We start from the raw sequence: 26794 nt of genomic DNA, 5'->3' as shown, positions 1-26794 counted from the left end.
GCATTTTTGTGGATACATACAGAAAGTATGTGTCAGAGATTTCACCGGTTCTCTGTGAAAGCGGGTTTACAACCCTGCCTGACCCACGGTTTATTTGTGTTAGATTTTGTCACCTTCAGAGAAAAGAAAAACAGTAAAAAACAATACTGAAACAGACTTCACCAAACCCTGACGTCCGCATTTTTTCTGCCACTACAGTGTAAGTAACAGCTATCATAGGAATAAGCACTACACACTGGAATCCACCTTAAAAGCAGGTAGAATGCATCGCATTATTTCATCTGCCAAGGTTCAGACCGATGACTGACAAGCGCAAAACCACTGCCCTGATTATTCTCGATGGCTACGGCCACCGTGAAGCCAACGAATTCAACGCCATTCATGCCGCCAAAACACCTGTTATGGATAAGCTGATTGCTGAGTTCCCGAACAGTCTGGTGTCCGGTTCCGGTATGGACGTGGGTCTGCCAGAAGGTCAGATGGGTAACTCGGAAGTAGGTCACATGAACCTGGGTGCCGGTCGTGTGGTTTATCAGGACTTTACCCGCATCACCAAGTCCATCATGGACGGTGATTTCTTTGAAAACGACGCTTTTGTCAGCACCATCGATAAAGCGGTTGCGGCAGGCAAGGCCGTTCACATCATGGGTCTGATGTCTCCGGGTGGCGTACATAGCCATGAAGACCACATTAATGCCATGATCGAGCTGGCAGAAAAGCGTGGTGCCAAAGAAGTGTATGTGCACGCGTTCCTGGACGGCCGTGACACCCCACCGCGCAGCGCTGAAAACTCTCTGGCTAAAACCGATGCTCTGCTGAAAGAGAAAGGTATTGGTCGCGTTGCTTCCCTGATCGGTCGCTACTTCGCCATGGACCGGGATAACCGCTGGGAACGAGTTCAGGAAGCTTACGACCTGATGACCCTGGGCAAAGCCGGGTTCACAGCCAAAGATGCCGTTGAAGGTCTGAAAGCCGCTTACGAGCGTGATGAAAACGACGAGTTTGTAAAAGCAACAGTCATCGGAGACAGCGCAGCCACAGTAAACGACGGCGACGCTCTGATGTTCATGAACTTTCGTGCTGACCGCGCCCGTGAAATCACCCGTGCATTCGTTGATACCGATTTCGAAGGCTTCAAGCGCGAGAAAGCGCCAAAAATGGCTGGCTTTGTGATGCTGACCCAGTACGCTGCCGACATCAACACAGTTTGTGCATTCCCGCCATCTTCTCTGCCTAACACTCTGGGCGAGTACATGGAAAAGCTGGGCAAAACCCAGCTGCGCATCGCAGAAACCGAGAAGTACGCGCACGTTACCTTCTTCTTCTCCGGCGGTCGTGAAAACCCTTACGAAGGCGAAACCCGTGTGCTGGTTGATTCTCCAAAAGTGGCCACCTACGACCTGCAGCCAGAAATGTCTGCTCCGGAAGTAACCGAAAAGCTGGTTGCTGAAATCAAGAGCGGCAAGCACGACCTGATCGTCTGCAACTTTGCTAACTGCGACATGGTGGGTCACACCGGTGTTTATGAAGCGGCTGTAAAAGCGGTTGAAGCGGTTGACGAGTCTGTTGGCAAAGTTATCGAAGCACTGAAAGAAGTAGACGGCCAGTGTCTGATCACTGCTGACCACGGCAACGCTGAACAGATGGTTGATCCGGTGACCGGCGGTATTCACACTGCTCACACCTGTGAAGAAGTGCCTCTGATCTACTTCGGTTCTAAAGATATCAAGCTGAACGATGGCATTCTGTCAGATCTGGCGCCTACCCTGCTGGCTCTGATGGATATTCCTCAGCCGGAAGAGATGACCGGCAAGTCGCTGCTGGTTTAATCTAAAAGCCACTGCCAACAAAGGAGCTATTCGGCTCCTTTGTTTTTCAACCCCCCTACCTATAGAACGTGTAAAGCCATTCCTGACTACGGATTTACCGAATAAAAAACTATCCGTCACCTTTTTATACTGCCGCCATTAGTTAGCACAACACCAAGGAAAACAATGAAAGCAGTAAAACATCCAGCTGCCAGCAAAGCAGCTATGGCTCTGTGTGGCCTGATGATAAGCAGTACCGCCATGGCAACCGGTTTTAACATTGGCCTGAGTGAGCACAGTGTCAGTTTTGGCGTCGATCAGGCACTCAGCAGCACCTCTGCCACCAGCTTTTCCGGTCTTTATCACGAGAATAAAGGTGGCATGATTGACGGTGGCTTTAAGGCGGTCAACCAGTCCGGTGGTTTTCGTTACTCTGTAGGTATGAAAGCCTTTGCCGTTGATCATCGTGGTGATTCACACATTGGCTGGGGCTTTGCGCCAGGCGGATCAGTGGGTATTAGTTTCTCACAAGCCATGCGCATTGAAGCAGAATACTACTATGCGCCGAGCATTCTGAGCTTTAACAGAACAAAAAATATGAAGCAGTTTGATACTCGCTTTGTGGTGGCTCCTATGCCAAGCGCCGAGCTTTCACTGGGTTATCGTAACATCGAGACAAAGATGTCCAATCGGGGTAGCCGTACTCTGCATGATGGCGCTTATCTCGGACTCAGCTTTAAGTTCTGACTATTAAGTACTCCACCCTATGAAAACGTATATTTCTGACTCAATGGTTCAGCCACTCTGCCGCGTTGCAACTCCGGTCACATAGCCAGCTATGCTCCCTACGTTGCGCCTTGCATAGTAGCCGTCCCATTGGCCAGAAATATTCGTTTCCATAAGGCGAAGTACTTATTTAGCGCATGCAAAAAAGCCATTGTGTCGCAAAACACAATGGCTTTTTTATAGGCAGCAGTCTTCCAATCAGGAAACAGCCAGCAGCTCCACTTCAAAGACCAGAGTCGCGTATGGGCCAATAGCACCGCCCGCACCCTGAGCACCGTAGGCCAGGTTGTAAGGAATAAACAGCTTCCACTTGGAGCCAACGGTCATCAGCTGCAGAGCTTCAGTCCAGCCAGCAATCACACCGTTCACCGGGAACTCGATAGGCTCGCCACGATCAACAGAGCTGTCGAACACAGTGCCGTCCAGCAGCATGCCGTGGTAGTGGGTTTTAACGGTAGAGGTCGGGCCAGGCTTCTCAGCGTTAGCATCACCAGCAACCAATACCTCGTACTGCAGACCGGAATCGGTCACAGCCACTTCATCACGCTTGCTATTTTCAGCCAGGAATTTCTCACCTTCCGCAGACAGCTCTTTTGCACGCTCGGCTTCTTTAGCCTGAATGCGCTTGTGCATTTCGTTGAACGCTTCCTGCAGGGCAGAGGGGTCAACGGCGCTCGCCGCACCATTCAGAGAATCAGCCAGACCCGCCAGAACGGCGTCAATGGACAGGCCTTCAATCGGGTTGCTGGACAGCTGTTCGCCCATCTGGCGGCCGATACCGTAGCTTACGCGCTCTTCAATGCTTGTGTATTCAGACATTAAATTTCCACTTCTGAGTGAGATTTTCACAAAAGCTGGCGATTGTAGCACGACTGCCAGAAGAATGGTTCAGGGGTGAATACTGACCAGCTACATCAAAGTTTTCCGGCAGTTCGGCATGAATAGGCTACTTTTTACTGTTGATAACTCTAAAGGTCGGTTCTAACCCATGAAACTCTGGAAAAAAGTACTATCGTGCATACTTGTTCTGATTGTCTGTCCCATCGTCTTGGCTGGTCAGAAATACGACTTCTTGCTTTACAGTGAAAACTCAAAGGCGAAGATGCTTTTGGTTAAAGCTGGCGATAGCGGGCGTAATGAGTTGCTGGCTTCAACAGCAGTGACGTTCTCTGAAGATCAGGATTTTAAAGGCTACGCAGGTAATATCGCCGTTACCAAAAAAAATCATCCTGAGCTGGAGTTTCCTGAAACCGCTAAAAAGCTCACCGAAAGAATAATGGTAGAGCAGGCAAAACTGGTGAACGAAGCCGGTTTGAAAGCATCAGATGCCGAATTTTCAGTAGTCATATCGGTCGCAGGTTACGAAACCATTCACGGCACTCACCCAAAACTGTTTCCTCCAGAGAATACCCGCAGGCGGGAAGAGCTGGCCAAAAATCATATTGTCGAAGTTTTTGCAACTAATGGTTTGAAGATTACAAAAGAATCCATTTATGGCAGTGGAGATCAGGATTTCATTCTGCAACTCGCTGGCGAAGTCGATCCCAAGCCACACCTGACACTGTTTAAAGCTACCTATGACATCATGTTTTTAGCTCAGCCATCATCACACAAGCCACTCAGCAAATGGGAATCGATTAGTCGATATCAATACACCAATGACAAGTACCAAAGGGTTAATAGAAACCTTCCTAAAGGTGGCACATATGGCCTTGGATTTATCATTAGCGACCTTTTTTATTCCAAAGTAGCGACTTCAGCAACACCAATACCCTGTTTTGGTAATGAGTGCTCTCGTAAAGAACAGGAACGAAATGAAGGAGTAGACTTCAGGAAAGAAATGCTAGCTCTGTACCCTAATATGACAGCGGAAGAAGTTACGAACCACTTTAATGGATTCAAAAACAATAATGAACTGGGCATAAAAACCCTGGAGCTCGCTAAAAAGAGAATTCAGCCTATCTGGCTACACACCATCACTGAAAAACTCATCAAAGAGGGTGGAGTGCAACTGGCCAAGGCAATCACCCGTGAGCTTCCTGTACTAAAAAAACTACTTCACGAATTCCAGAGTGACAGTGAAGCTTCAGATATTATTGATATTCCGGTTATTGGTTCCAACACCGTTATTTACGATGTATTCCCGGCAATCATGGCATACGTTAATAAGGAAGGAAAAAAGCACGGCTTTCAACTTAAAATGGTATCCAAGACATCCCTGGAACAGCACTCCTACGATGCAGTGGTTCACATGACAGCACGACTGGCTGGTGCTGAACAATACTGATCAATAACGGAGGGGCATGGCCCTCCGTTATTTGTCTTCTTTTATTTGCTCAAGTCTCCCATCCCTGAACAGCTGCCAGCAGCCCCAGTCTTCAGCCAGACTGACCGCTCCACGGAAATACTGTTTCGCTTCCGACCTCAAAAGTTCAACACCGTATTCGCCAGCCTTGGGTTTTCGTCGATATCGACCGCTAATGTGCGTCAGAATAACGTGGTCAATACCCGCCTGTTCGGCAGCTTCCGCCACCATCTTTGCGGTACTGTGCATATATTTTGGGCCAACCTTTTGGAAAACATCTTCTGTAAACGTGGCTTCATGTACCAGCAGTTGCGCCCCCTGTAATGCTTTATGCAGCAAAGCCGGTTTATCATTATCACCCCCAATGACCACAATTCTGGCTGGTTCAGGCGGCTGACGAACCTGTTCTGGCTCAATCACCCGGCCATCCTCAAGCGTGACCGACTGACCACTTTGCAATTCGCCCCATAACCGGCCTCTTGGCACGCCCAACTCATTAAGCCGGTCCTGATCCAGTGCACCTGGGCGACAACACTCGGCAAAACGGTAAGCATAACTGGGTACCCGATGAGACAGCTCATGAGCTGTCACAGCCAGCTGTTTATCCTGATACGCAAAGCCTTCCACATCCGTTGCCTGAAACCTTAAAGAAAAGGGTAACTGCGACACATCGGCGCACTTCAGGGCATGGCGAACAAAGCTTTCAACCCCGTCTGGCGCACAAATGGTCAAAGGTTCTTTTCGTCCCTGCATACTGGCGGTCGTGATCAGGCCGGGCAGGCCAAACATATGATCGCCATGAACATGCGTAATAAAAATGGTTTTCAAACCGGACAGCGTGTAGCGACTGCGCATCAATCGGTGTTGCGTGCCTTCACCGCAATCCACCAGATACCACTCTTTCTGTTCATCAATAGCCAGTGCCAGAGCCGTTACATTGCGCTCCAGAGTAGGAGCGCCTGCAGAAGTGCCTAAAAAAGTCAGTCTCATAAATTAGTCACCCCTCGCAAAAGCTCAACATGAACAGCTACAGCATAACACGTATAAACACTTAGCATTGACCAAGGACAACATAAACGACAGCACACATCCATATACTCGAAGGCAAGAACAACAATTCCTATTCGGGACCAGGAGGAGATGAGATGGCCGCATTCAACGACCACATTCGTAATATAGCTCTGTTGGGTCACGCTGGCAGCGGGAAAACGGCACTTGCGGAAACCCTGCTGCACGCCTCCGGCGCCATTAACCAGAAAGGCGAGGTCAGCAGGGGAAGCACCGTATCCGACTTTACCGACCAGGAAAAAGCCGCCGGACATTCTCTCGAAACCAGTATTCTTCAATTCGATCATTTCAATACTCATGTAAACCTTCTCGACACTCCCGGGTATCCCGATTTCTTTGGCCGCGCCATGAGCATTCTGCCTGCGGTGGAATCGGTAGCACTGGTCATTAACGCCCAGAATGGTATCGAACCGGTTACCCGCCGGGCATTTGAACAAATGCACGAACGCAAAAAGTGCGGATTAATTATTATCAACAAGTGCGATCAGCCCGAAGTTGACCTCGAATCCCTGTTAATGGACATTCAGGATCAACTCGGTGCACAGTGCCTGCCCATCAACCTGCCTTCAGAAGACAGTAGTCGAATGGTTGACTGCTACTTTGAACCGGAATACGACACACCCACGGCTTTGAGCTCTGTGGCAGAAGCCCATGACCAGTTGATTGACCAGGTGGTTGAGGTGGATGAAGCATTGATGGAGCTTTATCTGGAGCAGGAACAGAGCCTTCAGCCTCCCCAGCTGCACGATCCTTTTGAACAGGCACTGCGTGAAGATCATTTAATTCCTGTTTGCTTCACCTCGGCAGAAACGGATGCGGGTATAGAACAACTATTGCATACGTTGTGCGAACTGATGCCGACACCGGCAGAAGGAAACCCACCTCTGTTCCTCAAAGGTGAAGGTGAAAAGGCAGAACCCGTGTCAGTGATTCCCGACCCTGAACTACACACAATAGCCCATGTCTTCAAAGTCTCCATGGACCCTTATATCGGTCGAATGGGGGTATTCAGAGTTCATCAGGGAACCGTTCGAAACGGTGATCAACTGTTCCTTGGCGACGCACGTAAGCCGGTTCGTATTGCCCACCTGCTAAAACTGCAGGGCAGCAAGACGACAGAAGTCAGCGAAGCGTTCCCGGGGGATATCTGCGCCGTCGCAAAAATCGACAGCCTGCACTTTAACGGCGTGTTGCACGATTCTCACGATGAAGATCATCATCACCTGAGAGATCTGCAATTCCCGCCTTCAATGGCCAGCCTTGCCATTTCACCGGCACATCGTGGCGATGAGCAAAAGTTGTCAGAAGTATTGCACCGACTGGTGGCTGAAGACCCCAGCCTGACCATCGAACACCGTGAACGGGAAAATGAAACCGTATTGCTGGGACTAGGAGAAACCCACCTGCAATTGTCCATTGAAAAGATGGCTAAGGTTTACGGTCTGGAAGTGGCCACTGCTATCCCCAGCATTCCTTACCGGGAAACCATTCGCAACAAAGCGGAAGGACACCACCGACACAAGAAACAGAATGGCGGCTCCGGTCAGTTTGGTGAAGTCTTCCTGCGTATCGAACCACTTCCCAGAGGAGCAGGGTTCGAATTTGCCAGTGAAGTGGTCGGCGGCGTCATTCCAACACAGTATATTCCTGCGGTAGAAAAAGGCGTTCGTGAAGTCATGCTCTCAGGTGCCATTGCCGGTTATCCGATGCAGGACATTCGTGTTGTCGTCTACGACGGTAAACACCACAGCGTTGACTCCAAGGAAATTGCCTTTGTTGCTGCGGGCAAGAAAGCGTTTCTGGATGCTATTCAGAAGGCCGATCCGGTCGTACTGGAGCCGTTTGTTGAAATGGATATCACCGTTCCCAATCAGGCAATGGGCGATATTACCGGACACCTTGCCAGTGAACGTGGCATGGTCACCGGTACGGATGCTGGCAGAGACATGAAAGTCACCGTACACGCTCAAGCGCCATTGGCGAATGTATCCGGCTACAGCAATACACTGAAATCCATGACCGGCGGTGATGGTGAGTACAGTATGCAGTTCTCGCATTATGACTGCCTGCCAGTGCCCATTCAGAAAGAGCTGATGAAAGCCTGGCAGAGCTGATACTGATCTCAATCATCGATGATGTATACGAGCACGAGCCCGCTTTCATCGGGCTCTCTTTATTTACCTATGCGTTGGACAGCTTCAATCCATCAGCAACTAAGACATTTCCTGATGACACTTGATTAATACATAGTATCCATTTTTTTGTCCGACTTGTCAGAAGTACCTGCGTTCCCCTTTTTGCATCTGAACTTCTCAACACGAAAATAAGCCTGCCAGGGCTTGCTGGCAATCATTGTGTAGTTATCCCAGGTGATATCAAACTTATCTGAGAGCGCAGTTGCTTTGTTGATGTCCGTGTAGTTGACCTCAAATGTCAACGAAATGCGTTTCTGGATAATTGTCCGTTCATGCTCGGGAACATGGGGCCGGAAAGTTTCCTCAATGCCAAACGCTGGAACAGGGAAGGTAAACCACAATGAATAAAAGCTGCTGTTTTCAACATAGGCCACTGCATGAACAAAAGCAGATGCTGACTCGACACCCGTAGACCCGTCAGATGCCGGATGGGTGATATGAACACGTTACTGACACAAGGGGTTGAACGTTTTGTTTTCCTGCAACACTGGATTCTGCAACACTGGATTAGCACAAGCGTAACTGGTCAGCAATAAATATGCGAAGAAAGCCACTACCGTTTTTTTAAATCCCAAAACTATACTCCTAAAAGGTATTGATGTGTGCCAAAGCCATCAGACAAAAGTCTCCAAACATGCATAAGCTGTATGTTCTGACCTGAAAAATCCCTGTATTTTTCGTGGGAGACGTTGCAGGGATTTCAAGCATGTCCGCACTGCTCGAAGAAACTGGCCCTTGGTTCTCAGCGTCATTCTGCCAAGATGGCCTGATTTGAGATAACCCCAGACCGATTCATCCGGGTTCAGCTCAGGTGAGTAAGCTGGCAGAATATGAACTCCAAGCAGCCTTGGCTCCTGCTCTATATATTTTTGCACCTTTTTTGCCTTATGGGCCGGGGGGCCATCAGTAACAACAATGATGGGGCGGTCATGAGAAGTAACCAGCTGCTTTAAAAAGCAAATAAACACATCAGTGTTAAAGCGTCCGGGGATCGTCATATACCGCATAGTTCCTTCAGCGCTAACCGCTGAAATCATGTTAATACTGAAGCGTGCTCCTGTTGCTTCAACAATTGGAGTGCAGCCTTTTTTAGCCCAGGTTGTACCACTGTGATAGTCAGAACGGACACTTGATTCATCAGCAAAATAAATCAAGGCATTGCTTTCTTCAGCTTGTTGCCGGATATCCGGGTAACGATCTGTTAACCATTCATCTACTTTTTTTGATCCTGTTGCCAGGCTTTGCGAACAGGACGCTGAGGCGACAACCCCCAGCGGCGCAACATCTTCCCAACAGCGGCAGGGTGCATGGATACATTGAACTCAGTCTTAATGACTGAAGCGACAATATCTCTTGTCCACATGGTTTTGTAGAACCCAAAATCAGTTGGATTTTTTAGTGAAATAATCTGAGTGAGCTGCTCTTGTTGATCAATATTCAGCTTGGGTGGGCGACCATGAATTGGACGAGTCTTTAAAGCGTCAAAACCGCCTTCCTTATAGCGATTCACCCGGAGATACACGCAAGACAGATGTGTTGCGTGAAGTTCAGATAGCTCAGGAACGGAAATGCCGTCAAGCCATTGTTGAACGGCTTGCATGCGGATGGATTCACGAACTTGATGTGGGATTTTACGACCGTCGATTTTGCTCATATACGCCTCAAAAACAGAGGCGCAATTTATACCGGAAACTTACTCGGAAAGTTTTGGCTCACGTCAATAAGTACTTGATCAAATAAATAACAATTTAGTTAGCTATGCGGAAAATCGTAGTGTAGATAGTGAGTGAAAAACAAACTATCCGCCCCGAGAGGCGGGATATGAAGTTAGTTCTCTAAGTAGTTCGCCGCAAGCGGCGGAGAATATGACTCACAGAAATTAAAGCCGACTTTCACGGTTTTACCAGCTAACGGCCCCGTGTTTTAAAACCTTTACATTTTAATCAGTGTTGCTCTGAAGAAGTTGGGATGTCTGAAGTCTGATTTTTTTCTGATTGATGCTATACCGTCTATAATCATCCCTTCATCTTCATGGCCATCGTTCTGTGACGGACAAAAGCGGGTGAAAAGTGCTTTGAACAAACGTTTCATGCAAAAATTTGCGGCTCTTGTATTCCCTGCACTACTGGCAGGTTGTGATATGGGGCCAACCATTCGCTATCGCTATTTCCCACCCACCACAGACAACGGGCTGCTGTGCGTGGCTATCTGCAAAAATTCCCGAACCCAGTGCCGCGAATATGCCCAGTCCCATTATGAGCAATGTCGAATGCAGGAAAAAATGCGCAGGATGCAGGAAGAAAACTGCCGCCTGCGCAGCAAGGATAAAGAAGCGGCTTCCGGTTGTTTCATGGGCTTTCACGAATTCTGCTCTTCCCCCAACACCTCTGCCTGTGAACGTGACTATGACCAGTGCTATCAGGATTGTGGAGGGGAAGTGGAAGCCTATGTTGTTGAGTGAACGATGGTAACCTGTTAGAAGCTGTTCATAACCTTTTTGCAAGCAGCAATCCTCAGTTGGGCCAATAACCCCAGCATATTGTCTGTTCACGTGGTACTCCATCATTTGCTCTTTGTTGCCTCTGTTGCAACAGAGCTATCTGCAGCTTTAACAAACTTATCTCTTGCCTCAGATTATCCAATTCAGAATTTAACCTTTGCTCGTTTTGCTGACTCTTCGACAGCATTAATGAGAGAGAGTCCGACTCTCTTGCTAGCATTTCTTCAGCCTCATCATCATCTTCATCTTCCTCTAAAAAGCTTGCTATTGCCAAAGTATCAAATTCATTTTTCAGCTCTTCGTATTCTATATTTAATGCATTAAGTGCAATTTGCATCTGAGACAGTGTTGCTTTCAACTGCTGAATCTCCTCCTCCCTTAGCATGCAGCACTCTTGATTATGCGACGCAGCCGCCCCCAAATGCGACAAATCTTCATGACAAGCTACAACTGTATTTGCCTGAGCCAGAGAAAACGGATTTTGCAACGAAGCAGTTTGCTGCCATTGCACATTCAGAGTTTTTGATGCCATAGAATTAACAGACTTCGAATCAGCAACCTGTTGCTGAAGTAGTAGTGTTCCACTCTGTTGATCTGCCCTTAGCTCCTGAAGCGCCATAGCCAAAATATCTATTTTGCTACACTGAAGCTTTTTACCCTTGTGAGTACTATAATCTTGTAGAGTGTATAGTGCTCGATTACCTGCTCGATTACCTGAAAGTTGCGGCGGCTTCCTATAGCCAAAGCATTCTGCAATTTTGTCTATTACTTCCCGCTCAACAGTTCTGATCTCTTTTTCACGAGCGCATTTTCTTTCAAGTTTGTCACAGTACCCATTGCACAGAGGACAATTAAGTGTCCCCGTATGTCTAGGTTTGTCCGGTGGTTCATCTCCACTTCCACCCGAACTGCCACAACCCTGAAACCTTTGCGCAACAAGCCCTTGACCAGAATGCTGACCCGTTTTATTTACTTCATTTTGAGAATGGCACGGCGTAACCTGCGTTTTTTTGCCTTCCCCCCGTCCACTGGCAGATATAAATTGTATGCCTTCATTATTTCGCCCTACCAGCAGGGTATCCACCGTCATTACAGTATCACCGGCCCTTTCCGGTAGCTGAAGATAAGCGCTGACTGCGAATATCACCATGTTCCAGACGGCATTAATCTTATTCGACAGAGTGTTGTATGTCAGGTGAACAGTGGAGGTTGACCCATTCTCCCCCACGTCTGAGGCTAACAATCCGATACTGACTTCAGTAGCCAGTGGAAATGGTTCGTCACCACCCGCTCCGATCAGAGCATCAATACGGCGTGTTTCCAGAAGAGTGATGGCCGACGCATCCAGTGGCTGAATCAGTGCACAATGCGTACCGGTTTGGGACAACAGTGGCTTGACAGTAATCGCGGCATGAATAGCTTCATGGCCTTTTACCTGTCCGGTCGCCGCAGCGAGAAACATAAAACAGAAGCTGCAGAGAGAACAGCAGCGCCCCAATACTTTGAAATTAATGAACATGGCAATATCAAATTCAGTAAATGCGTGATTCTTGAAGCATAGCCAGATAACAATAGATATATGACTATGGTTATGTACTTGATTCACCTGGCCGAGTATTGACCAGGTCTGCTCCGGCGTCCAGATTTTGTCATTGTTTTGCAGGTTTGATTAAAGGCATACTGAGGTACTAAATAAACAACCTGTAACGTTCAATGATGAAACCCACCGCTACGCCGCCAGTGCTTTTGCTCTCTCTGGTTGCCCTGTTCTCTCTGGTCAGTCCCGGCTGCTTTGCCAGTGCAACAGAAGATGAAGCAACAAAGGCAACCACCGAAGCCCAGCTGGAAACCATTAGCAGCGATATCGAGCAACTTAAAGAACTATTGGACAAACTCAATAAAGAGCGATCTTCAACAGAACGCAGACTTCAACGTTCGGAAGAGGAAATGAGCCAGCTGCGCCAGTCTATTCGCTCTCTGGAAGGTCAGCTGGAGGATGGGGATAAACAGATAAAAAAGCTCCAGCGCCGTCAGCAGAAACTGACGGCGAAAAAAAATAAAGAAAAAAACCACATCGCCAACAGTGTTCATTCAGCCTACCTTGCCAGCCGGGATAACCGGCTTAAGCTGTTGCTGAATCAGGAGAATCCTGAAGATATTTCACGTCATCTGACGTACTTAAAGCACCTTCAGCAGGCTCAGCTGGATGCTATTACCGCGTTTGAAAACACCCTCAGGGAAATTGACGACAACACCCGCGAACAGCAGCAAATGATTGCTAACCTGACCCGACAGCGAAACAGCCTGCAAAAACAGCGGGATGACCTTAACAAGGTTCAGGAACAGCGCAAGCGTCTGGTCAGCCAGCTACGCGAGCGCCAGAGCAGAAGTAACCGGCAGCTGAGAAGCCTTGACCAGCAGCGGGATCAGCTGGAAACCATTCTGTCGCAACTGGCTGCCCGAGCTGCCCTGCAACCTATCACCAGCAATCAGGGTGGATTGCAGTGGCCGGTACGGGGCGAAGTCATTTACGGCTATCAGGAAAAACGCCCTGAAACCGGCATGAGCTGGGAAGGTGTTTTAATTGCAGTGGATTCCGGTACCCGGGTGAATGCCGTTCATGACGGTACTGTCATTTTCTCTAACTGGTTAAGAGGCTTTGGTCAGCTGATCATTCTGGATCATGGTGATGAATACCTGACGCTCTACGCTCACAACCAATGGCTGTTAAAAGCCGAAGGAGAAACGGTGCTCGCCGGAGAACCTCTGGCACTGACAGGACAAAGCGGTGGACTGGAACAACCCGGGCTGTACTTTGAAATTCGTCACCAGGGCAAACCGCAAAACCCTTCCCGCTGGCTGCAAACTCGATAGCTTCAGTTGAAGATGCACAACGGACAACCGATAGAAGATAGAGCGACAGTTCTGTTTTCAGGGCACTCTTTATACAAAGCACTTTTATACAGAGCACTTTTATAAGAGCGCCGATTTGAAGAGATGGACACAATTCTTTGATAGACGAGTACAATATTATGGCTACGCCATGCAATCACGCCAGCCTCCTATACTTGAACTCTCATAACAGTTTGCAGGAGCATTCATGACAACGACTTTTCGCTTTAACCGGCTGTTATTAGCCAGCATTCTGGCCTTATCAACCGGTTACTCAACCATTGGCTGGACAGCACCTGCTGGTGAAAAACAACCTGCCACAGAGCAAACCCAAACCAGCAAGCCCGCAGACAGTGCCAAGGCAGCCAGTGAGAAAGGCCGTTTGCCATTGGAAGAATTGCGAACGTTCACCGAGGTGATGCAGCGCATAAAAACGGCCTATGTCGAGGAGGTGGATGACAAAACCCTGCTTGAAAATGCCATCAAAGGCATGCTTTCCGGCCTTGACCCTCACTCTGACTACCTGAAACCGGATGATTTTAAAGAACTGGAAATCAACACCTCTGGTCAGTTTGGTGGTCTGGGCATAGAAGTTGGAATGGAAGATGGCTTCATCAAAGTCATTTCCCCCATCGATGATACTCCGGCACAAAAAGCCGGCATTCAACCCGGTGACCTGATCATCAAACTGGATGACACCAGCGTGAAAGGAATGACCCTGATGGACTCGGTGGACCGGATGCGAGGCAAACCCGGTGAACCCGTCAAACTGACCATTGTCCGTGAAGGTGAACCCAAGCCGCTGGAAATTACGGTTAAACGTGACATCATCAAAGTGCAGAGCGTTCGCTCCCGAACACTGGAAGAAGGTTATGGTTATATTCGCCTGAGCCAGTTCCAGTCCGATTCAGATAAAGAGCTTCTGGCGCACCTGGGCAAGCTGAAGAAAGCCCAGAAAGATGAAAAACTGAAAGGTCTTGTGCTGGATCTGCGGAACAACCCCGGAGGCGTTCTACAGGCCGCCGTTGGTGTCGTAGACAGCTTTATTAAAGAAGGACTGATTGTTTACACCAAGGGTCGCCTTCCTAATTCCGACCTGAAGTTTAATGCTTCAAGCACAGACCCGTCCAACGGTGTGCCTCTGGTCGTTCTGATTAACGGCGGCTCGGCTTCTGCTTCAGAAATTGTGGCAGGTGCCTTACAGGATCATCACCGTGCGGTATTGCTGGGTACCCAGTCGTTTGGTAAAGGTTCAGTTCAGACCGTACTGCCTCTGAGCGCTGATTCCGAGCGTGGTCTGAAACTGACCACTGCCCTCTATTACACGCCAAGCGGTCGCTCTATTCAGGCAGAAGGCATTAAGCCGGATATTGTCCTGCCGCGCGCCAAGGTGACACCGATAGAATCTGTTGAACAATACAAAGAAGCCAATCTTCAGGGGCACCTGACCAATGGCAAAGGCAAGAAATCCAAAGCTGAGGATAACAAAGACGCCAAGGTGGAGAAGAGTCTTGCTGAAGAAGATTATCAACTGAGTCAGGCATTGAACGTACTGAAAGGCATGCACATTGCTACCTGGAAAAAAGAGGAGAAGTCGAAAAAGGCCAGCAACCAGCCACAGGTGGCTGAAGCTAAATAACGATGCGAGGGCGGCACTGGTCGCCCTCCACTACCTGTAAAGCGTCTGGCAATACCACTCTCACTTGATCATGAGTCGAATGATTTTCGATATAACCTTTTCAATAAACTCGATTGCAGATATATCGCTACCGGGTGCACGAATCAGTAGATAATAACCATAAGCAGCAAAAAACAGTGCCAGACAAAAAAAGAAAAAACCAATAAACAAATAGATGCGTCGCATGATTAGAAACGGTAATGAATACCCAGGCTGATCATTGGCCTCACGGTTTTCACCGCCGACTCTAAAGCATCAAGACTGTCTACAATATCACCCGTGTCGCTATTTCCGGAATTACCCAGCTGGGAAGATTCCAGACGGCTCTCTTCACCGAAAAACGCACCCACTTCAACACTGACGTCCAGACGGTTGGCGTCGTCCAGTAATTTCTTCCAGCCAACCCCCAGATACGTCTTGTTACCCACAGCAGAATAGGAGTCAGTGACATGATTCTGATCACTGCCATAAGCCCCCGCAGAGACCCTGAAACCACTGGTTTCAAAAGGGTAGTAGTCTATCACAAGGCCGGTTGAATGGGTTTTGGACTCTTTTTCAGCAGCCTGCAGATCGGACATATGACCGGGATAAGCACGCACATTAAACGTACTGGTTTTAACAGGTGCTTTATTGATCGAATCGTTCTGAGCAGGCAACACAGGGTCAGCCGCATGGACTGTGCCCACCAGCAAAAAAACTGCAGAAATCATCAATGGACTACGGTGCATCACCCTTCCCCCCGGGCTTTATGACACGAACAGGTCCTGATAAGCAGGAATTTAACTTCTATTCCCAAAGGCTTTCCGCAAGTTGAAGATAGTGTGTTGACGAAAGATGGAAGCCGTCTACTTATCCTCTCCTGAAATTAACTCAAGATCAACTACTATGTACGTACACTCCGAAAAAAAAGGCGTACATCCACCTTCTGACTCTGCAATGACACCATTGATAAACTTTCGCGCTTTTGCTGACCGTGTGCTGACGGAGATCATCCCGCTGTTTACAAACCAGCCAGAACAGCCTGCACACACGATCAACTGCTCACTCCCCATGGAAAATCGTTATGCAAACTGGTAACTCGCCACAATCCGGAGTTGTACCTCCCTCTGAAATCGCCCGTCTGGCAGAAGATGCCGCCGTTGGTAAAACCAAAAAACACCCTGAGGTGACTTTTGTGCTGGCTATTCTTGCCGGTATTTTTGTCTCTCTGGCTGGTATGTTTTATACCGTGGTCACCACCGGCTCCGGCGACATGCCTTACGGTATGGTTAAACTGATTGGCGGTCTGTCGTTCAGCATGGGTCTGATGATGGTCGTGCTGTGTGGTGCCGAGCTGTTCACCAGTAACACTCTGCTGCTGATGGGGCGTGCAACCCGTCGTATCAATATTGGCCAGATCACCAAAAACTGGTCACTGGTTTATTTCGGCAATATGGCAGGTTCTTTCTTCCTGGTTGCCATGCTGATGGCGGTTGGCCAGTTCAAAGGTGCCGGTGGCGAAGTGGGCATTAACTACATGTATATCGCCAACGGCAAGCTGGGTCACACTTTTGTGCAGGCGCTGTTGCTGGGCGTGTTGTGCAACCTGGTTGTCTGCCTGACTTACTGGATGACGCTGAGTTCCCGCGATGCCATGGGTAAAATGTTTGCCTGCATGCTGCCCGTTGCCTGCTTCCTGTCTGCAGGTTTTGAGCACTCCGTGGCCAACATGTTCCTGCTGCCAATGGGTTACTTTATCAAGTCCGTTGCAACACCTGAGTTCTGGGCCAATACCGGTTACACGGCTGAATACTTCAGCAACATTAACCTGTACAACATGGTGGTGATGAACCTGATCCCTGCTACTATCGGCAACATTCTTGGCGGTGGTGTTATGGTTGGCCTGAGTAACTGGTTCGTACACCTGCGCGACTGATCCGTTGTTGATGGTCGATACTTACGACTTATGTTTTCTGATAAACCCCTGATCTTTACAGGGGTTTATTCTATCTGGCTGCTTCTTCTCTTTACGCTCTCCCTTTATCTTTCTGCTTTATAACAGCAAAGTCATAACTCACCTGATACTATTGATCGTATTCCGTCTTTTTGCCTTCATGCACGTAACCTTTTATCAAGGAGACTCAATGACCAGTATCAGTGTTTTCTGTGGTGCCAATACCGGCCATCGTCCGGAGTATAAAGCGGCAGCACTTGATCTTGTGGAAGCCATGGTAAAGCGAGATATCACTCTGGTTTATGGCGGAGGCAATATTGGCTTAATGGGTCACATCGCCAATCACGCTCTGTCACTGAGTGGCCGGGTGGTCGGCGTGATTCCTCAAATGATGGTTGATCTGGAAAAAGCCCATGAGTCGCTGACAGAAATGCATATTGTTGACACCATGCATGAACGAAAGCAGATGCTGTGTGATCTCTCCGATGGTTGTATTGCCCTGCCTGGGGGCACCGGAACGCTTGATGAGTTATTCGAGTACATAGTGCTCCTGCAGGTTGGAGCCCATGACAAACCTTCCGGACTATTAAACGTCAGTGGCTATTTTGATCATTTGCTGAAATTTATGGATCACGCTAATGCCGAGGGCTATGTAACACAATCACTGCCCGATATACTGTCGGTTGACGAAAAACCGGAGCCATTGCTGGACACCCTGATAACAAGAATGGGATAACAGCAGGACAAACAATGACAAAAACGCCTCTGCTTATCTATTTGCACGGATTAAACAGTTCATCCCGATCCACCAAAGCTCAGCAGACAATACACTACGTCCATAAAAACAAACTGGACATTGACTTATGGGTGCCCGATCTACCCTGCCATCCTGAGCAGGCCAGACGTTTGATGTCTGATCGCATTCGTCGTGAATACGGCATGCGCCCTGTCTATATCATTGGCAGTTCTCTGGGCGGCTACTATGGCACCTGGCTGATGCAGCGCCTGATCTATCTGCATCCGGATATTGTCACCCGTTTGGTGCTGATAAACCCGGCGGTTCGTCCTTACGAACTGTTCCGGCAGTACCTGGGCAAACAAACCAATTTTCACACCGGTGAAGAGTGGGAGCTGACCACAGAGCATGTGGCCACATTAGAGTCGCTTGAAACCTTCTGGCTCGACAACGCCCGTGACATTCTGCTGATGGTGCAGGAAGGTGACGAAACCCTGGACTACCGAAAGGCTCAGGAAAAGTATGCCAGAAGCCATATCATTACTCAGAAAGGCGGCAGCCATGCTTTTGAGCATTATGATGACATGCTGCCCACCATCTTCGATTTTCTGTCAGAAAAACCGGTGCTATAAACGTCATAGCACTGGTCAGTTTTTTTGAAGGTTGAAAAAGACATCAACACCACTTCAGCACACTTTTCCCTTCGGTCAACATTTATACGGCAAAATTTCAATCCGGTGCTACATTGTTTACCAGCTTATTTGACAAACCCCGTTCAATAGCTGGTCACTGTTGTTTATTGAAAGAAGAAAGCCATCACTGACACGACCTGAAATCCAACGTTCAACAGACCACTCTACCCGTTGACTCTTCAGCCTACTGTTCTGAAGCAGTTTTTCGCATCTTATCATCTGGATATCAAACGCCGTATGCAGTCATTTCTAAAGTGCTCCGTTGTGCCTGACGGATACTCAAGGGTACAGCATGAACGATACTCAAGATTGCGCCTGCAGGTACTTGGAGGTACGTTCCTGGGTTATTCCGCGTATTACCTGGTGCGGAAAAACTTCGTCATGGTGATGCCCGATCTTATTGATCAGGGCTACAGCAAAACAGAGCTGGGGATGGCGCTGTGTGCCCTGTCACTCAGTTATGGCATCAGTAACTTTATTATGGGAACGTTTGCCGACCGGCTGGATGTTCGCAAACTCATGCCTCTGTGCCTGATACTGTCAGGCTGCGTTTCGCTGAGTCTGGGATTCCTGCCGCTTCTGCAACTTCCGTTAATGGTCATGGTCGGTCTGATGGCTGTGAATGGCTGCCTGCAGGGGGCAGGCTGGCCCTGCAGTGCCAAACTGATCGCACACTGGTTTGTACGTCAGGAACGCGGTACTGCCATGAGCCTGTGGAGTCTGTCGCAAAACGCAGGATGCGGCCTGCTGGGACCACTTGCCATACTGGCAGTTGCCTTGTTCTGCGACTGGCAAAGCCTGTTTTACTTTCCGGCCTCCATTGCCATCGTGATAGCGATCAGCTGCTATTTTCTGCTCAGAGACAGCCCGGGGCATTGTGGCCTGCCTCCCGCACATTCCACACAATCAGCAGAAACGTCAGGCATTGAACAAGGTAGCCATTCTTTCAGACAATCCTTCCGGCTTTTTGGTCAGCACTGCCTGAAGCTACCGCCTATATGGATGCTGGCTGTCGTCAATGCCTGTATCTACTTTGTCCGGTACGGCATTATCGACTGGGCTCCTGTCTATCTGCAGGAATCTAAAGGCTTCAGCTTTCAAACCTCAAGCTGGGCATTTTTTGCCTTTGAATACGCTGCTATCCCCGGCACCCTGATTTGCGGCTACCTGAGTGACAAACACTTCAGAGGCCAACGGGCTCCTGTCAATGCACTGTTTACCACACTGGTGTTAATTTCGTTGCTTTGTTACTGGCAATGTCCGGCTGGTAATACCACCTACGCCATGATGTCCATGATTGCCACCGGCTTTCTGATTTATGGACCTGTGATGCTGGTACATGTGCATATTATCGATCTGGTGCCACTGCAATTTGCTGCAACCGCAGCAGGATTCATCGGACTGTTTGGCTACCTGTTCGGCGCTACGTCTGCCAATCTTGTGCTTGGAAAAGTACTGGATCTGTTTGGCTGGGATGCCTGCTTTGAACTATTGGCCGCAGCCTGCGCTCTGGCACTGATACTTTTATTACTATTGTGGGTATGGGAAAACATGCACCCAAACCCTAATTTCCAGTTCGCCCAGCCTCAGCCCGCCACCGTACCCATAACATCGGGCAAGCGTTCTGGAAACAAAAAACGGCTATACCGACTGTTCACTACGCATTTTGTGCGAGTTTCTGCAAAGTCAGAACCCGCTAACCACTGAAGGAATGGTAATGAAGATGACTGGACGACAGCGCCCGTTCGTTCAGTCATCACACCGAAGGTATATCATCAGGTAAGAAAGGTCTGCGAAGGCGAGCTGAGTTCTCTTTTCAGTCCTTGTTTGTCAATCTTTCCCAAAGGCGTTCTGGGCAACTGCTCCAGCAGGGTCATTTTGGTGGGCAGCTTGTACGATGCGACCTCCATGCAGAGCCACTCCCGCACTTCCTTCAGGTCAATATGTCTGGACAAGGGTACAACACAGGCGCAGATCGCTTCCCCCAGCCGGTCACAGGGCGTGCCCAAAATGGCACACTCCCGAATGCCGGGATGGGCATCCAGCATGGCTTCAATTTCCAGTGCTGACACCCGATAGCCGCCGGTTTTAATAATGTCGATACTGCGTTTCCCCAGCAATCGGTACTGTTCGTGGTCAAGCATTGCCATATCACCGGTTCGAAACCAGCCGTGATCGAACACCCTCTGATTCAGATCGTCTTTGCCGTGATAACCCTTAAACATTTGCGGGCTGCGAACCTCCAGCTCCCCCACACCATTGACTTCATTGCCACTTTCATCCACCAGACGAACACTGACGCCTGGTAAAGGACTGCCAAGACACTCCGGCCGGCGCTCTCCATGTTCCTGTTGAGACAACACCATGCCTGCCTCGGTCAGGCCATAGCGAGTCAGAAGGGGTTTGCCAGTCAGTTTCTGCCACTGATTGTGCACCGAAGGAGGCAAAGGTGATGATCCGACAATAGCCAGCCTCAGGGCACTGGCTCCCCGTTGCCAGTTACCCTGTTGTTGTTCGGTCGATTTACTCCACGAGTCCAGCATGTACTGATAAATAGCCGGTACAGCAGTGAATAACGAAAATCGCCTGCTGGCCAGCTGTTCCCAGACACTTTCTGTTTTAAAGGAAGGCATCAACTCACAACTGGCTCCGGCTGCCAATGTACATAAAAGACCACAAACCAGTCCATGAATATGGGCAATGGGCAAAACATGCAACAGCCGGTCTTCCGGTGACCAGTTCCATGCCTGACAAAGGGTTTTTACCTGAGCCTCTATGGAGCCAAAGGTGTGAACGACACCTCTCGGGTAACGACTGGTACCACTGGTATAAATAACAACAGCTTCTTTTTGCTGATCGAGAGTAATAAGGTTAGGCGGAGCGGCTTCATGACCGGTGGCTTTAATGATAGCAATGCCACAACGCTGCATCAGGTAGTTGGCATCCCCCTCCTTGCCCGGTGCATAAATCAGATAATTTGCGTCAACGTCCCTGATCCGCCATTCCCATTCGGGCACAGGCATCATCGGATCCAGTGGAACAGCAATGCCGTCTGCCAGCCAGATGGCCAACAAAGACACCACTGACAAAGCATCCCGTCCAGCCAGAAAAGCAATAAACGGACGTTCGGCTTCAATCTGCTGTTTAAGTACAGCGGAAAGAATTCTGGCCTGTTCGATTAACTCTCCATAGGTGTGTTCACCAGTCTCGTCAATGACTGCAACACTGTCGGCAGGGTGTCCAATAAGCTGTGACAGAAACGGCATCAGACCAGTAACCTTATTGTAAAAGTGGCGAAAGTATAGCCACACCAAGGCAGGTTTACAGTGTTCAGAAGTATCAGAATACTTGAATAGTCGATAAAGAAATTAAAACGTCGCTAACCTGTAACTTAGTGCAAAAAGCCGTCTGACTGATCAGGTGTTTTTGCCTGCATTTGGAACTGACGATACACTATCGCGATCACTGCATTTTTGATCATGCTTTCCAGCTGATAAGGATTCCATGCGTAACGAATACAACGCAGAAGCCATTGAGGTACTCAGTGGTCTGGACCCGGTGCGTAAACGTCCGGGTATGTACACCGACACAACCCGGCCGAACCATCTGGCCCAGGAAATTATCGACAACAGTGTCGATGAAGCTCTGGCTGGTTTCGCCAGCAAAATCAAAGTTATCTTACACAAAGACAACTCTCTGGAAGTCATTGACGATGGCCGGGGCATGCCGACGGATATCCATCCGGAACACGGTATTTCAGGCATCGAACTGATTCTTACCCGGTTGCATGCCGGTGGTAAGTTTTCCAACAAAAACTACCAGTTCTCTGGTGGTCTGCACGGTGTGGGCGTTTCGGTAGTAAACGCACTCTCCAGTGTTCTGGAAGTCACCGTTCGACGTGATGCCAAGGTATCCCTGATCACGTTTAAAGACGGCTTCAAAGATAAAGACCTGCACGAGATCGACACCTGCGGCCGTCGCAACACCGGTACCACCGTTCGTTTCTGGCCTGATCCGCAATACTTCGATTCCCCAAAATTCTCGGTCTCCCGACTAATGCATGTTCTGCGTGCCAAAGCCGTTTTGTGTCCGGGTCTGCGTGTTGAGTTTGTTGACCATCACACCGGTGATACCACTGAGTGGTATTACGAAGACGGCCTGAAGGATTATCTGCGGGGCACCACCCACGAATACCCGACACTGCCATCCGAGCCTTTTACCGGCTCCTTGAAAGGTGACAAGGAAGCTGTTGACTGGGCGGTTCAATGGCTGCCTGAAGGTGGCACACTGCTCACCGAAAGTTACGTCAACCTGATTCCAACCCCGCTGGGTGGTACCCATGTTAATGGTCTGCGTACCGGACTGCTGGATGCTATTCGCGAGTTCTGTGAATTCCGCAACCTGCTGCCCCGTGGTGTAAAGCTGGGGCCGGATGATATCTGGGAAAACTGCGCTTTTGTCTTGTCTGCCAAGCTGGCTGACCCGCAGTTCTCGGGTCAAACCAAAGAACGCCTGTCTTCCCGTGAATGCGCAGCGTTCGTTTCCGGCGTTGCCAAAGATGCCTTCAGTCTGTGGCTGAACCAGCATACCGCTGAGGGTGAGCAGCTTGCCGAACTGTGCATTAACAATGCCCAGAAGCGCATGCGCAAATCCAAAAAAGTAGCTCGCAAAAAAGTCACCCAGGGCCCTGCTCTGCCCGGCAAGCTGGCCGACTGCGCCAGTCAGGATCTCAACTACACCGAGCTGTTTCTGGTGGAGGGTGATTCTGCGGGCGGTTCTGCCAAACAGGCGCGTGACCGTGAGTATCAGGCAATCTTGCCTTTGCGCGGTAAAATCCTGAACACCTGGGAAGTGGATTCCAGCGAAGTTCTGGGTTCTCAGGAAATACACGACATCTCTGTTGCACTGGGTGTTGATCCGGGCTCTGACAAACTGGACGGTTTACGCTACGGCAAAATCTGTATCCTTGCCGATGCCGACTCCGACGGTCTGCACATTGCCACCCTGCTCTGCGCCCTGTTTGTCCAACATTTCCGTCCTTTGGTGGAACGCGGTCATATTTATGTAGCCATGCCGCCACTGTATCGAATCGACGTCGCTAAAGAAGTGTTCTATGCACTGGATGAAGATGAGAAAGAAGGTGTTCTTGAACGCATCAAGGCCGAGAAAAAACGCGGCAAGGTAAACGTCCAACGCTTTAAGGGACTGGGTGAGATGAACCCGTTGCAACTGCGTGAAACGACTATGTCTGACGACACCCGTCGTTTGGTTCAGTTGTCTCTGGATGAAGACATTACCGAAACTACACAGCGTATGGACATGTTACTGGCCAAGAAAAGATCGTCTGACAGGAAGGTTTGGTTGGAGTCGAAAGGGGATCTGGTGGATATTTCCTGACTGCTGGTGATGGAAACACCATAAACTGGTGAGTTTTTACCACAAGCAGTATTTTCTAATCCCAAAATGAGCCTGAAAGAGGCGTCAAGCCAGTGCTTTCAGGCCTTTCGTTCAAATATTGATTGAAACAGTGATTCTCTGGCAACCTGTAACTGTTGCGCTGCCTCATTATCGCTCATGCTTGTAGCTTTTTCCTCAAGCTCTTCAAAAGTAATTCCGTCTTTCAGATAGCTTTCGCTATTGGGAAGACTTCTGAATTTTTCGTAGGGTGTCATCATGTTTTCATAACGGTATCTTTTTCTTTCTTTGCCCTTCGCATCTGTTTCTGTTTCAGCAAAAAAACATGGACGATGAAAGTTAAGATATGGCGTAAGGTGAATTCTGTTGAATTCATTTACTTCTTAAGTCGCATACTCCTGAGGAATATGAGTATAACCCAGCACTTTTCTGATAACGGCTCCGTTCTTGCTCTCTACAAGTGCATTGTCGTTTGTTTTTCTGGCTCTTGATTTTGTGAAATTTATACGGAGTTTCTCAAGCAAATCCGATACACGACCATTGATGTATTCTGAACCGTTGTCTGAATGAAAACCCTTTAATTTAAAGGGGAAAGTGGCTAGCAGTTCTTCCAGTACAGGGATTAGAAATGTCTCGCTAATCTTCTCAACAGAGCAAACTACCTGATATTGAGTGACTTCATCGACAGCGTTGATATGGTAGACGCCCTTGACTCTATCCTGATCACCTTGATGCACAGTATCAATACGGATAAAGCCAGGTTGTCCTTCTGGCCTGGGCTTTTGTAGTGTGCCAATTGCCTTGTTTGTCGGTCTGGTGACGTCTTTAGGCGTCCGGATGTTTCGGTATGTCTTCGACTTTCTTAGATTGTATATGTGAGAGATGGAGATACCCTTCAGTCGATCATAGCTCTTGTCACCCTGCTTGTAAGCCCTTTCGCAGATCTTTTTAATAGCAGCCCCATTCAGGCCATTATGAAGCCTGTCTGTAGCTGCAAGAAGTCTTATGTCAGCCTTTCTGTACCGACTACTGAAACCGTTGTTAGTATGCTGCTTGCGCTTTAAGTGGCCCGTAGCAAGGTATTTCTGGATAAGACGGGTGATTTGCGCCCTTGAGTAGCCTGTAACAACTGTCAGGTATCGTTTGATAAGCCCCTTTTCTGAGCGGTTAAGCAATCTGTATCGGAAATGCCTGAGAACCTCCTCAACCCATTGATAACATTCATCTTTTGACTCCCATCCGGGTTCCAGCACCGGTGCCTGATCGAGCAGTTCTTTAACCTGCTGAAGGGTCTTAATGAACCTCGTATTCATAATGATTTTCATCCAGTAATCATGGACGAAAGACCCAAATATGCGAGGCTCATTTCATGTTGGAAACATTCTGCTTCTTTAGGCTCATTTCATATTGGAGAAGACTCAAGCTGGTGAGACTGCCACCTCTCTACTACCCTCAATACATATGAGGCTGTAGTGAGAGGTGGTACTCATGCCCACCAGAATCATCAAAAAATCAAAATGCAACATGCCGGGGCCCCCCTGTGTCAGCTGGTTTGCCTTAGCAGCCAGTTCTTCTTTGGTTTCGGTTTTGACGTTGAGAGCTTTTTGAAGCTCTTCTTTCAGATTAAGAACTTCTGATTGAAGACCGTCGTCCTGCTGGCTTTTTGGCACCACAAACATGGGAGCTGGAAAATCAGAATCCTGCTTAACCAGGCGGTAATACCAGATTGCCAAACGAAACGATAAACGGAGGCAGTTTTCGGCATCACCCAGATCATCATGAAAATCGTGAACGGCTATGTTGCCCAGCTTTCTCAGTTTGTGGAAAACGCTGATGATGGAGTCGTCTACCCATGGGATTTTTGCCAGCTCCCGGAGTAGCTCATGTTGTTTTTCAGGGATTTCGATGCAGAGGAGTTTGGCGATATGCTTAGCTGATGCTTCACCAAACATACGCAGCTTGACCATGGTGGTGTTTGGGTCATCCGGATAGTTGCGTTCTGCGGCAAGAGCAAGGCGGTAGAGGATGTCGTTGACGCCTTTCAGGAATTTGAAGTTGCTATCGTTCATGTTTGGGGTAAGTCAGCTTGATTGTATTTCATATCATATTACTGTCTTCTATTGTTATGACTTCTGGCAGTCATGAGGAGATTTTAAGCTGCTTAGGCTGAGGCTTTATCACCCTTTTTCCTATGCCTCGATTGGTCGCAGACTTCCAAGAAGATAAATGCTAAATTCAATTTTTTTGTCACTCCCACTCTGAGTCAAAGTTTTGCTCAAGCGACACCATTCTCATTTTGCTTAGGAAAGGCGATTGGTCTCTCTTACCCAGAGTGGTCATTTTCTCGCCTACCTGTTTCATCGGCATTTCTCTTTTCACCTACATCAACAGACTAAGTATTTCCAATGCAGCACAGTGATTTGCCCAAGCGGTGGCAGCAGAAAATCAAAGATTTCCTACTATCAAAAGGGATTAACGATAGATGTGAACTTTGGAGTTACGACTTTGAAGCCGATAAGGTTGCTAATGTCACGTTTGAAGACGGCTCCTCAGCAAAATTGTTTTATCCATTGGTTATTGATGCGCCAGAACATCATGAGATTGGTTTGTTCACTGAGCATTGTGGGTTCTTCATTTTAAGCAGGGAAGGGACTGAAGTTATGCTGGAATCAACATGATAGAATGGTCTGTTCATGTAGTATCCAATAAATTGTGTGTTTAAGGAATAAACGGAGTCAGCACAAATAAAGTACGATGGTGCATTATTTCGACTTATTAAGACAAAA

The 26794-nt window shown here is 48.6% G+C and carries 24 protein-coding genes; 13 read left to right on the top strand and 11 right to left on the bottom strand.

The genetic code is table 11. The features are described 5' to 3' along the window. Positions 1-299 precede the first annotated feature (299 nt). Positions 300-1829 carry a 2,3-bisphosphoglycerate-independent phosphoglycerate mutase gene (gene gpmM, locus EZMO1_RS04010; RefSeq protein WP_034872291.1) on the top strand — a complete coding sequence of 510 codons (1530 nt, stop codon included), beginning with the start codon at positions 300-302 and terminating at the stop codon, positions 1827-1829. A 165-nt stretch (positions 1830-1994) separates the two neighbouring features. After that, positions 1995-2555 carry a YfaZ family outer membrane protein gene (locus EZMO1_RS04005; protein ID WP_034872290.1) on the top strand — a complete coding sequence of 187 codons (561 nt, stop codon included), beginning with the start codon at positions 1995-1997 and terminating at the stop codon, positions 2553-2555. A 237-nt stretch (positions 2556-2792) separates the two neighbouring features. Here the strand turns inward: EZMO1_RS04005 and EZMO1_RS04000 are convergent, their stop codons facing one another. Next, a complete protein-coding gene (locus EZMO1_RS04000; protein WP_034872289.1) occupies positions 2793-3413 on the bottom strand; it encodes a BamJ family beta-barrel-assembly machinery protein in 621 nt (206 codons plus the stop codon). Positions 3414-3696: 283 nt separating this feature from the next. Between EZMO1_RS04000 and EZMO1_RS03995 the strand changes: the two genes are divergently transcribed. Then, on the top strand, positions 3697-4881 hold the full coding sequence (locus EZMO1_RS03995) for a hypothetical protein (protein ID WP_145912463.1): 1185 nt from the start codon (positions 3697-3699) through the stop codon (positions 4879-4881). Between the two features lie 27 nt (positions 4882-4908). On the opposite strand, the gene EZMO1_RS03990 is transcribed toward EZMO1_RS03995, so the two are convergent. After that, positions 4909-5889 (bottom strand): ribonuclease Z, encoded by a 981-nt coding sequence (locus EZMO1_RS03990; RefSeq protein ID WP_034872287.1) that lies wholly within the window; start codon positions 5887-5889, stop codon positions 4909-4911. Between the two features lie 155 nt (positions 5890-6044). Between EZMO1_RS03990 and fusA the strand changes: the two genes are divergently transcribed. Then, a complete protein-coding gene (gene fusA, locus EZMO1_RS03985; protein WP_034872286.1) occupies positions 6045-8081 on the top strand; it encodes an elongation factor G in 2037 nt (678 codons plus the stop codon). Positions 8082-8206: 125 nt separating this feature from the next. On the opposite strand, the gene EZMO1_RS03980 is transcribed toward fusA, so the two are convergent. The 3 genes from EZMO1_RS03980 to EZMO1_RS03970 all read right to left on the bottom strand — a co-directional run bounded on the left by EZMO1_RS03980 (position 8207) and on the right by EZMO1_RS03970 (position 9816). Further along, positions 8207-8536 carry a hypothetical protein gene (locus tag EZMO1_RS03980; RefSeq protein ID WP_034872285.1) on the bottom strand — a complete coding sequence of 110 codons (330 nt, stop codon included), beginning with the start codon at positions 8534-8536 and terminating at the stop codon, positions 8207-8209. A gap of 240 nt (positions 8537-8776) precedes the next feature. Continuing rightward, the gene (locus EZMO1_RS03975) at positions 8777-9316 is read right to left on the bottom strand and encodes an IS630 family transposase (RefSeq protein ID WP_051789202.1); all 540 of its coding nucleotides are present in this window, start codon (positions 9314-9316) and stop codon (positions 8777-8779) included. 59 nt (positions 9317-9375) lie between these two features. Continuing rightward, positions 9376-9816 carry a helix-turn-helix domain-containing protein gene (locus tag EZMO1_RS03970; RefSeq protein WP_051789201.1) on the bottom strand — a complete coding sequence of 147 codons (441 nt, stop codon included), beginning with the start codon at positions 9814-9816 and terminating at the stop codon, positions 9376-9378. Between the two features lie 435 nt (positions 9817-10251). On the opposite strand from EZMO1_RS03970, the gene EZMO1_RS03965 reads away from it, so the two are divergent. Beyond that, positions 10252-10623 (top strand): hypothetical protein, encoded by a 372-nt coding sequence (locus EZMO1_RS03965; RefSeq protein WP_034872283.1) that lies wholly within the window; start codon positions 10252-10254, stop codon positions 10621-10623. Positions 10624-10675: 52 nt separating this feature from the next. Here EZMO1_RS03965 and EZMO1_RS03960 read toward each other — a convergent pair whose 3' ends face one another. Continuing rightward, positions 10676-12268, bottom strand: coding sequence for a hypothetical protein (locus EZMO1_RS03960; RefSeq protein WP_145912462.1), 1593 nt, complete (start codon positions 12266-12268; stop codon positions 10676-10678). A gap of 107 nt (positions 12269-12375) precedes the next feature. Here EZMO1_RS03960 and EZMO1_RS03955 point away from each other — a divergent pair, with 107 nt between their 5' ends. Together EZMO1_RS03955 and EZMO1_RS03950 are read left to right on the top strand one after the other, a co-directional pair. After that, positions 12376-13536, top strand: a complete 1161-nt coding sequence (locus EZMO1_RS03955; protein ID WP_051789200.1) for a murein hydrolase activator EnvC family protein — start codon at positions 12376-12378, stop codon at positions 13534-13536. A gap of 226 nt (positions 13537-13762) precedes the next feature. Beyond that, the gene (locus EZMO1_RS03950; RefSeq protein ID WP_034872279.1) at positions 13763-15193 is read left to right on the top strand and encodes a S41 family peptidase; all 1431 of its coding nucleotides are present in this window, start codon (positions 13763-13765) and stop codon (positions 15191-15193) included. A 227-nt stretch (positions 15194-15420) separates the two neighbouring features. Here EZMO1_RS03950 and EZMO1_RS03945 read toward each other — a convergent pair whose 3' ends face one another. Then, the gene (locus EZMO1_RS03945) at positions 15421-15960 is read right to left on the bottom strand and encodes a hypothetical protein (protein WP_145912461.1); all 540 of its coding nucleotides are present in this window, start codon (positions 15958-15960) and stop codon (positions 15421-15423) included. A 335-nt stretch (positions 15961-16295) separates the two neighbouring features. On the opposite strand from EZMO1_RS03945, the gene focA reads away from it, so the two are divergent. The 4 genes from focA (at position 16296) to EZMO1_RS03920 (ending at position 20300) form a co-directional block, all read left to right on the top strand. Beyond that, a complete protein-coding gene (gene focA, locus EZMO1_RS03935) occupies positions 16296-17147 on the top strand; it encodes a formate transporter FocA (RefSeq protein WP_034872276.1) in 852 nt (283 codons plus the stop codon). Between the two features lie 208 nt (positions 17148-17355). Further along, on the top strand, positions 17356-17901 hold the full coding sequence (locus EZMO1_RS03930) for an LOG family protein (RefSeq protein ID WP_034872275.1): 546 nt from the start codon (positions 17356-17358) through the stop codon (positions 17899-17901). Between the two features lie 14 nt (positions 17902-17915). After that, positions 17916-18533 carry a YqiA/YcfP family alpha/beta fold hydrolase gene (locus tag EZMO1_RS03925; protein WP_034872274.1) on the top strand — a complete coding sequence of 206 codons (618 nt, stop codon included), beginning with the start codon at positions 17916-17918 and terminating at the stop codon, positions 18531-18533. Positions 18534-18902: 369 nt separating this feature from the next. Next, entirely contained in the window at positions 18903-20300 is a 1398-nt protein-coding gene (locus tag EZMO1_RS03920; RefSeq protein ID WP_222842189.1) for an MFS transporter, read from the top strand. Positions 20301-20368: 68 nt separating this feature from the next. Here the strand turns inward: EZMO1_RS03920 and EZMO1_RS03915 are convergent, their stop codons facing one another. Beyond that, positions 20369-21859, bottom strand: a complete 1491-nt coding sequence (locus EZMO1_RS03915; protein WP_051789198.1) for an AMP-binding protein — start codon at positions 21857-21859, stop codon at positions 20369-20371. Positions 21860-22097: 238 nt separating this feature from the next. Between EZMO1_RS03915 and parE the strand changes: the two genes are divergently transcribed. After that, positions 22098-23990: a DNA topoisomerase IV subunit B gene (gene parE, locus EZMO1_RS03910; RefSeq protein WP_034872273.1), complete on the top strand. Its 1893-nt coding sequence runs from the start codon at positions 22098-22100 to the stop codon at positions 23988-23990. Between the two features lie 98 nt (positions 23991-24088). On the opposite strand, the gene EZMO1_RS27195 is transcribed toward parE, so the two are convergent. From EZMO1_RS27195 to EZMO1_RS03900, 3 genes are all read right to left on the bottom strand, one after another. Beyond that, positions 24089-24268, bottom strand: a complete 180-nt coding sequence (locus tag EZMO1_RS27195; protein ID WP_201772122.1) for a hypothetical protein — start codon at positions 24266-24268, stop codon at positions 24089-24091. A gap of 123 nt (positions 24269-24391) precedes the next feature. Then, complete coding sequence (locus EZMO1_RS03905; protein ID WP_201772121.1) at positions 24392-25321, bottom strand: DDE-type integrase/transposase/recombinase; 930 nt, start codon at positions 25319-25321, stop codon at positions 24392-24394. A gap of 105 nt (positions 25322-25426) precedes the next feature. After that, positions 25427-26077: a hypothetical protein gene (locus tag EZMO1_RS03900; RefSeq protein ID WP_034872271.1), complete on the bottom strand. Its 651-nt coding sequence runs from the start codon at positions 26075-26077 to the stop codon at positions 25427-25429. A 336-nt stretch (positions 26078-26413) separates the two neighbouring features. Here EZMO1_RS03900 and EZMO1_RS03895 point away from each other — a divergent pair, with 336 nt between their 5' ends. Beyond that, positions 26414-26686, top strand: a complete 273-nt coding sequence (locus tag EZMO1_RS03895; protein ID WP_034872270.1) for a hypothetical protein — start codon at positions 26414-26416, stop codon at positions 26684-26686. Positions 26687-26794 lie beyond the last annotated feature (108 nt).

The sequence above is a fragment of the Endozoicomonas montiporae CL-33 genome (assembly GCF_001583435.1).
Taxonomy (GTDB): domain Bacteria; phylum Pseudomonadota; class Gammaproteobacteria; order Pseudomonadales; family Endozoicomonadaceae; genus Endozoicomonas_A; species Endozoicomonas_A montiporae.
Note: the sequence above shows the minus strand (reverse complement) of the source record. Positions and strands in the feature narration are given on the sequence as shown.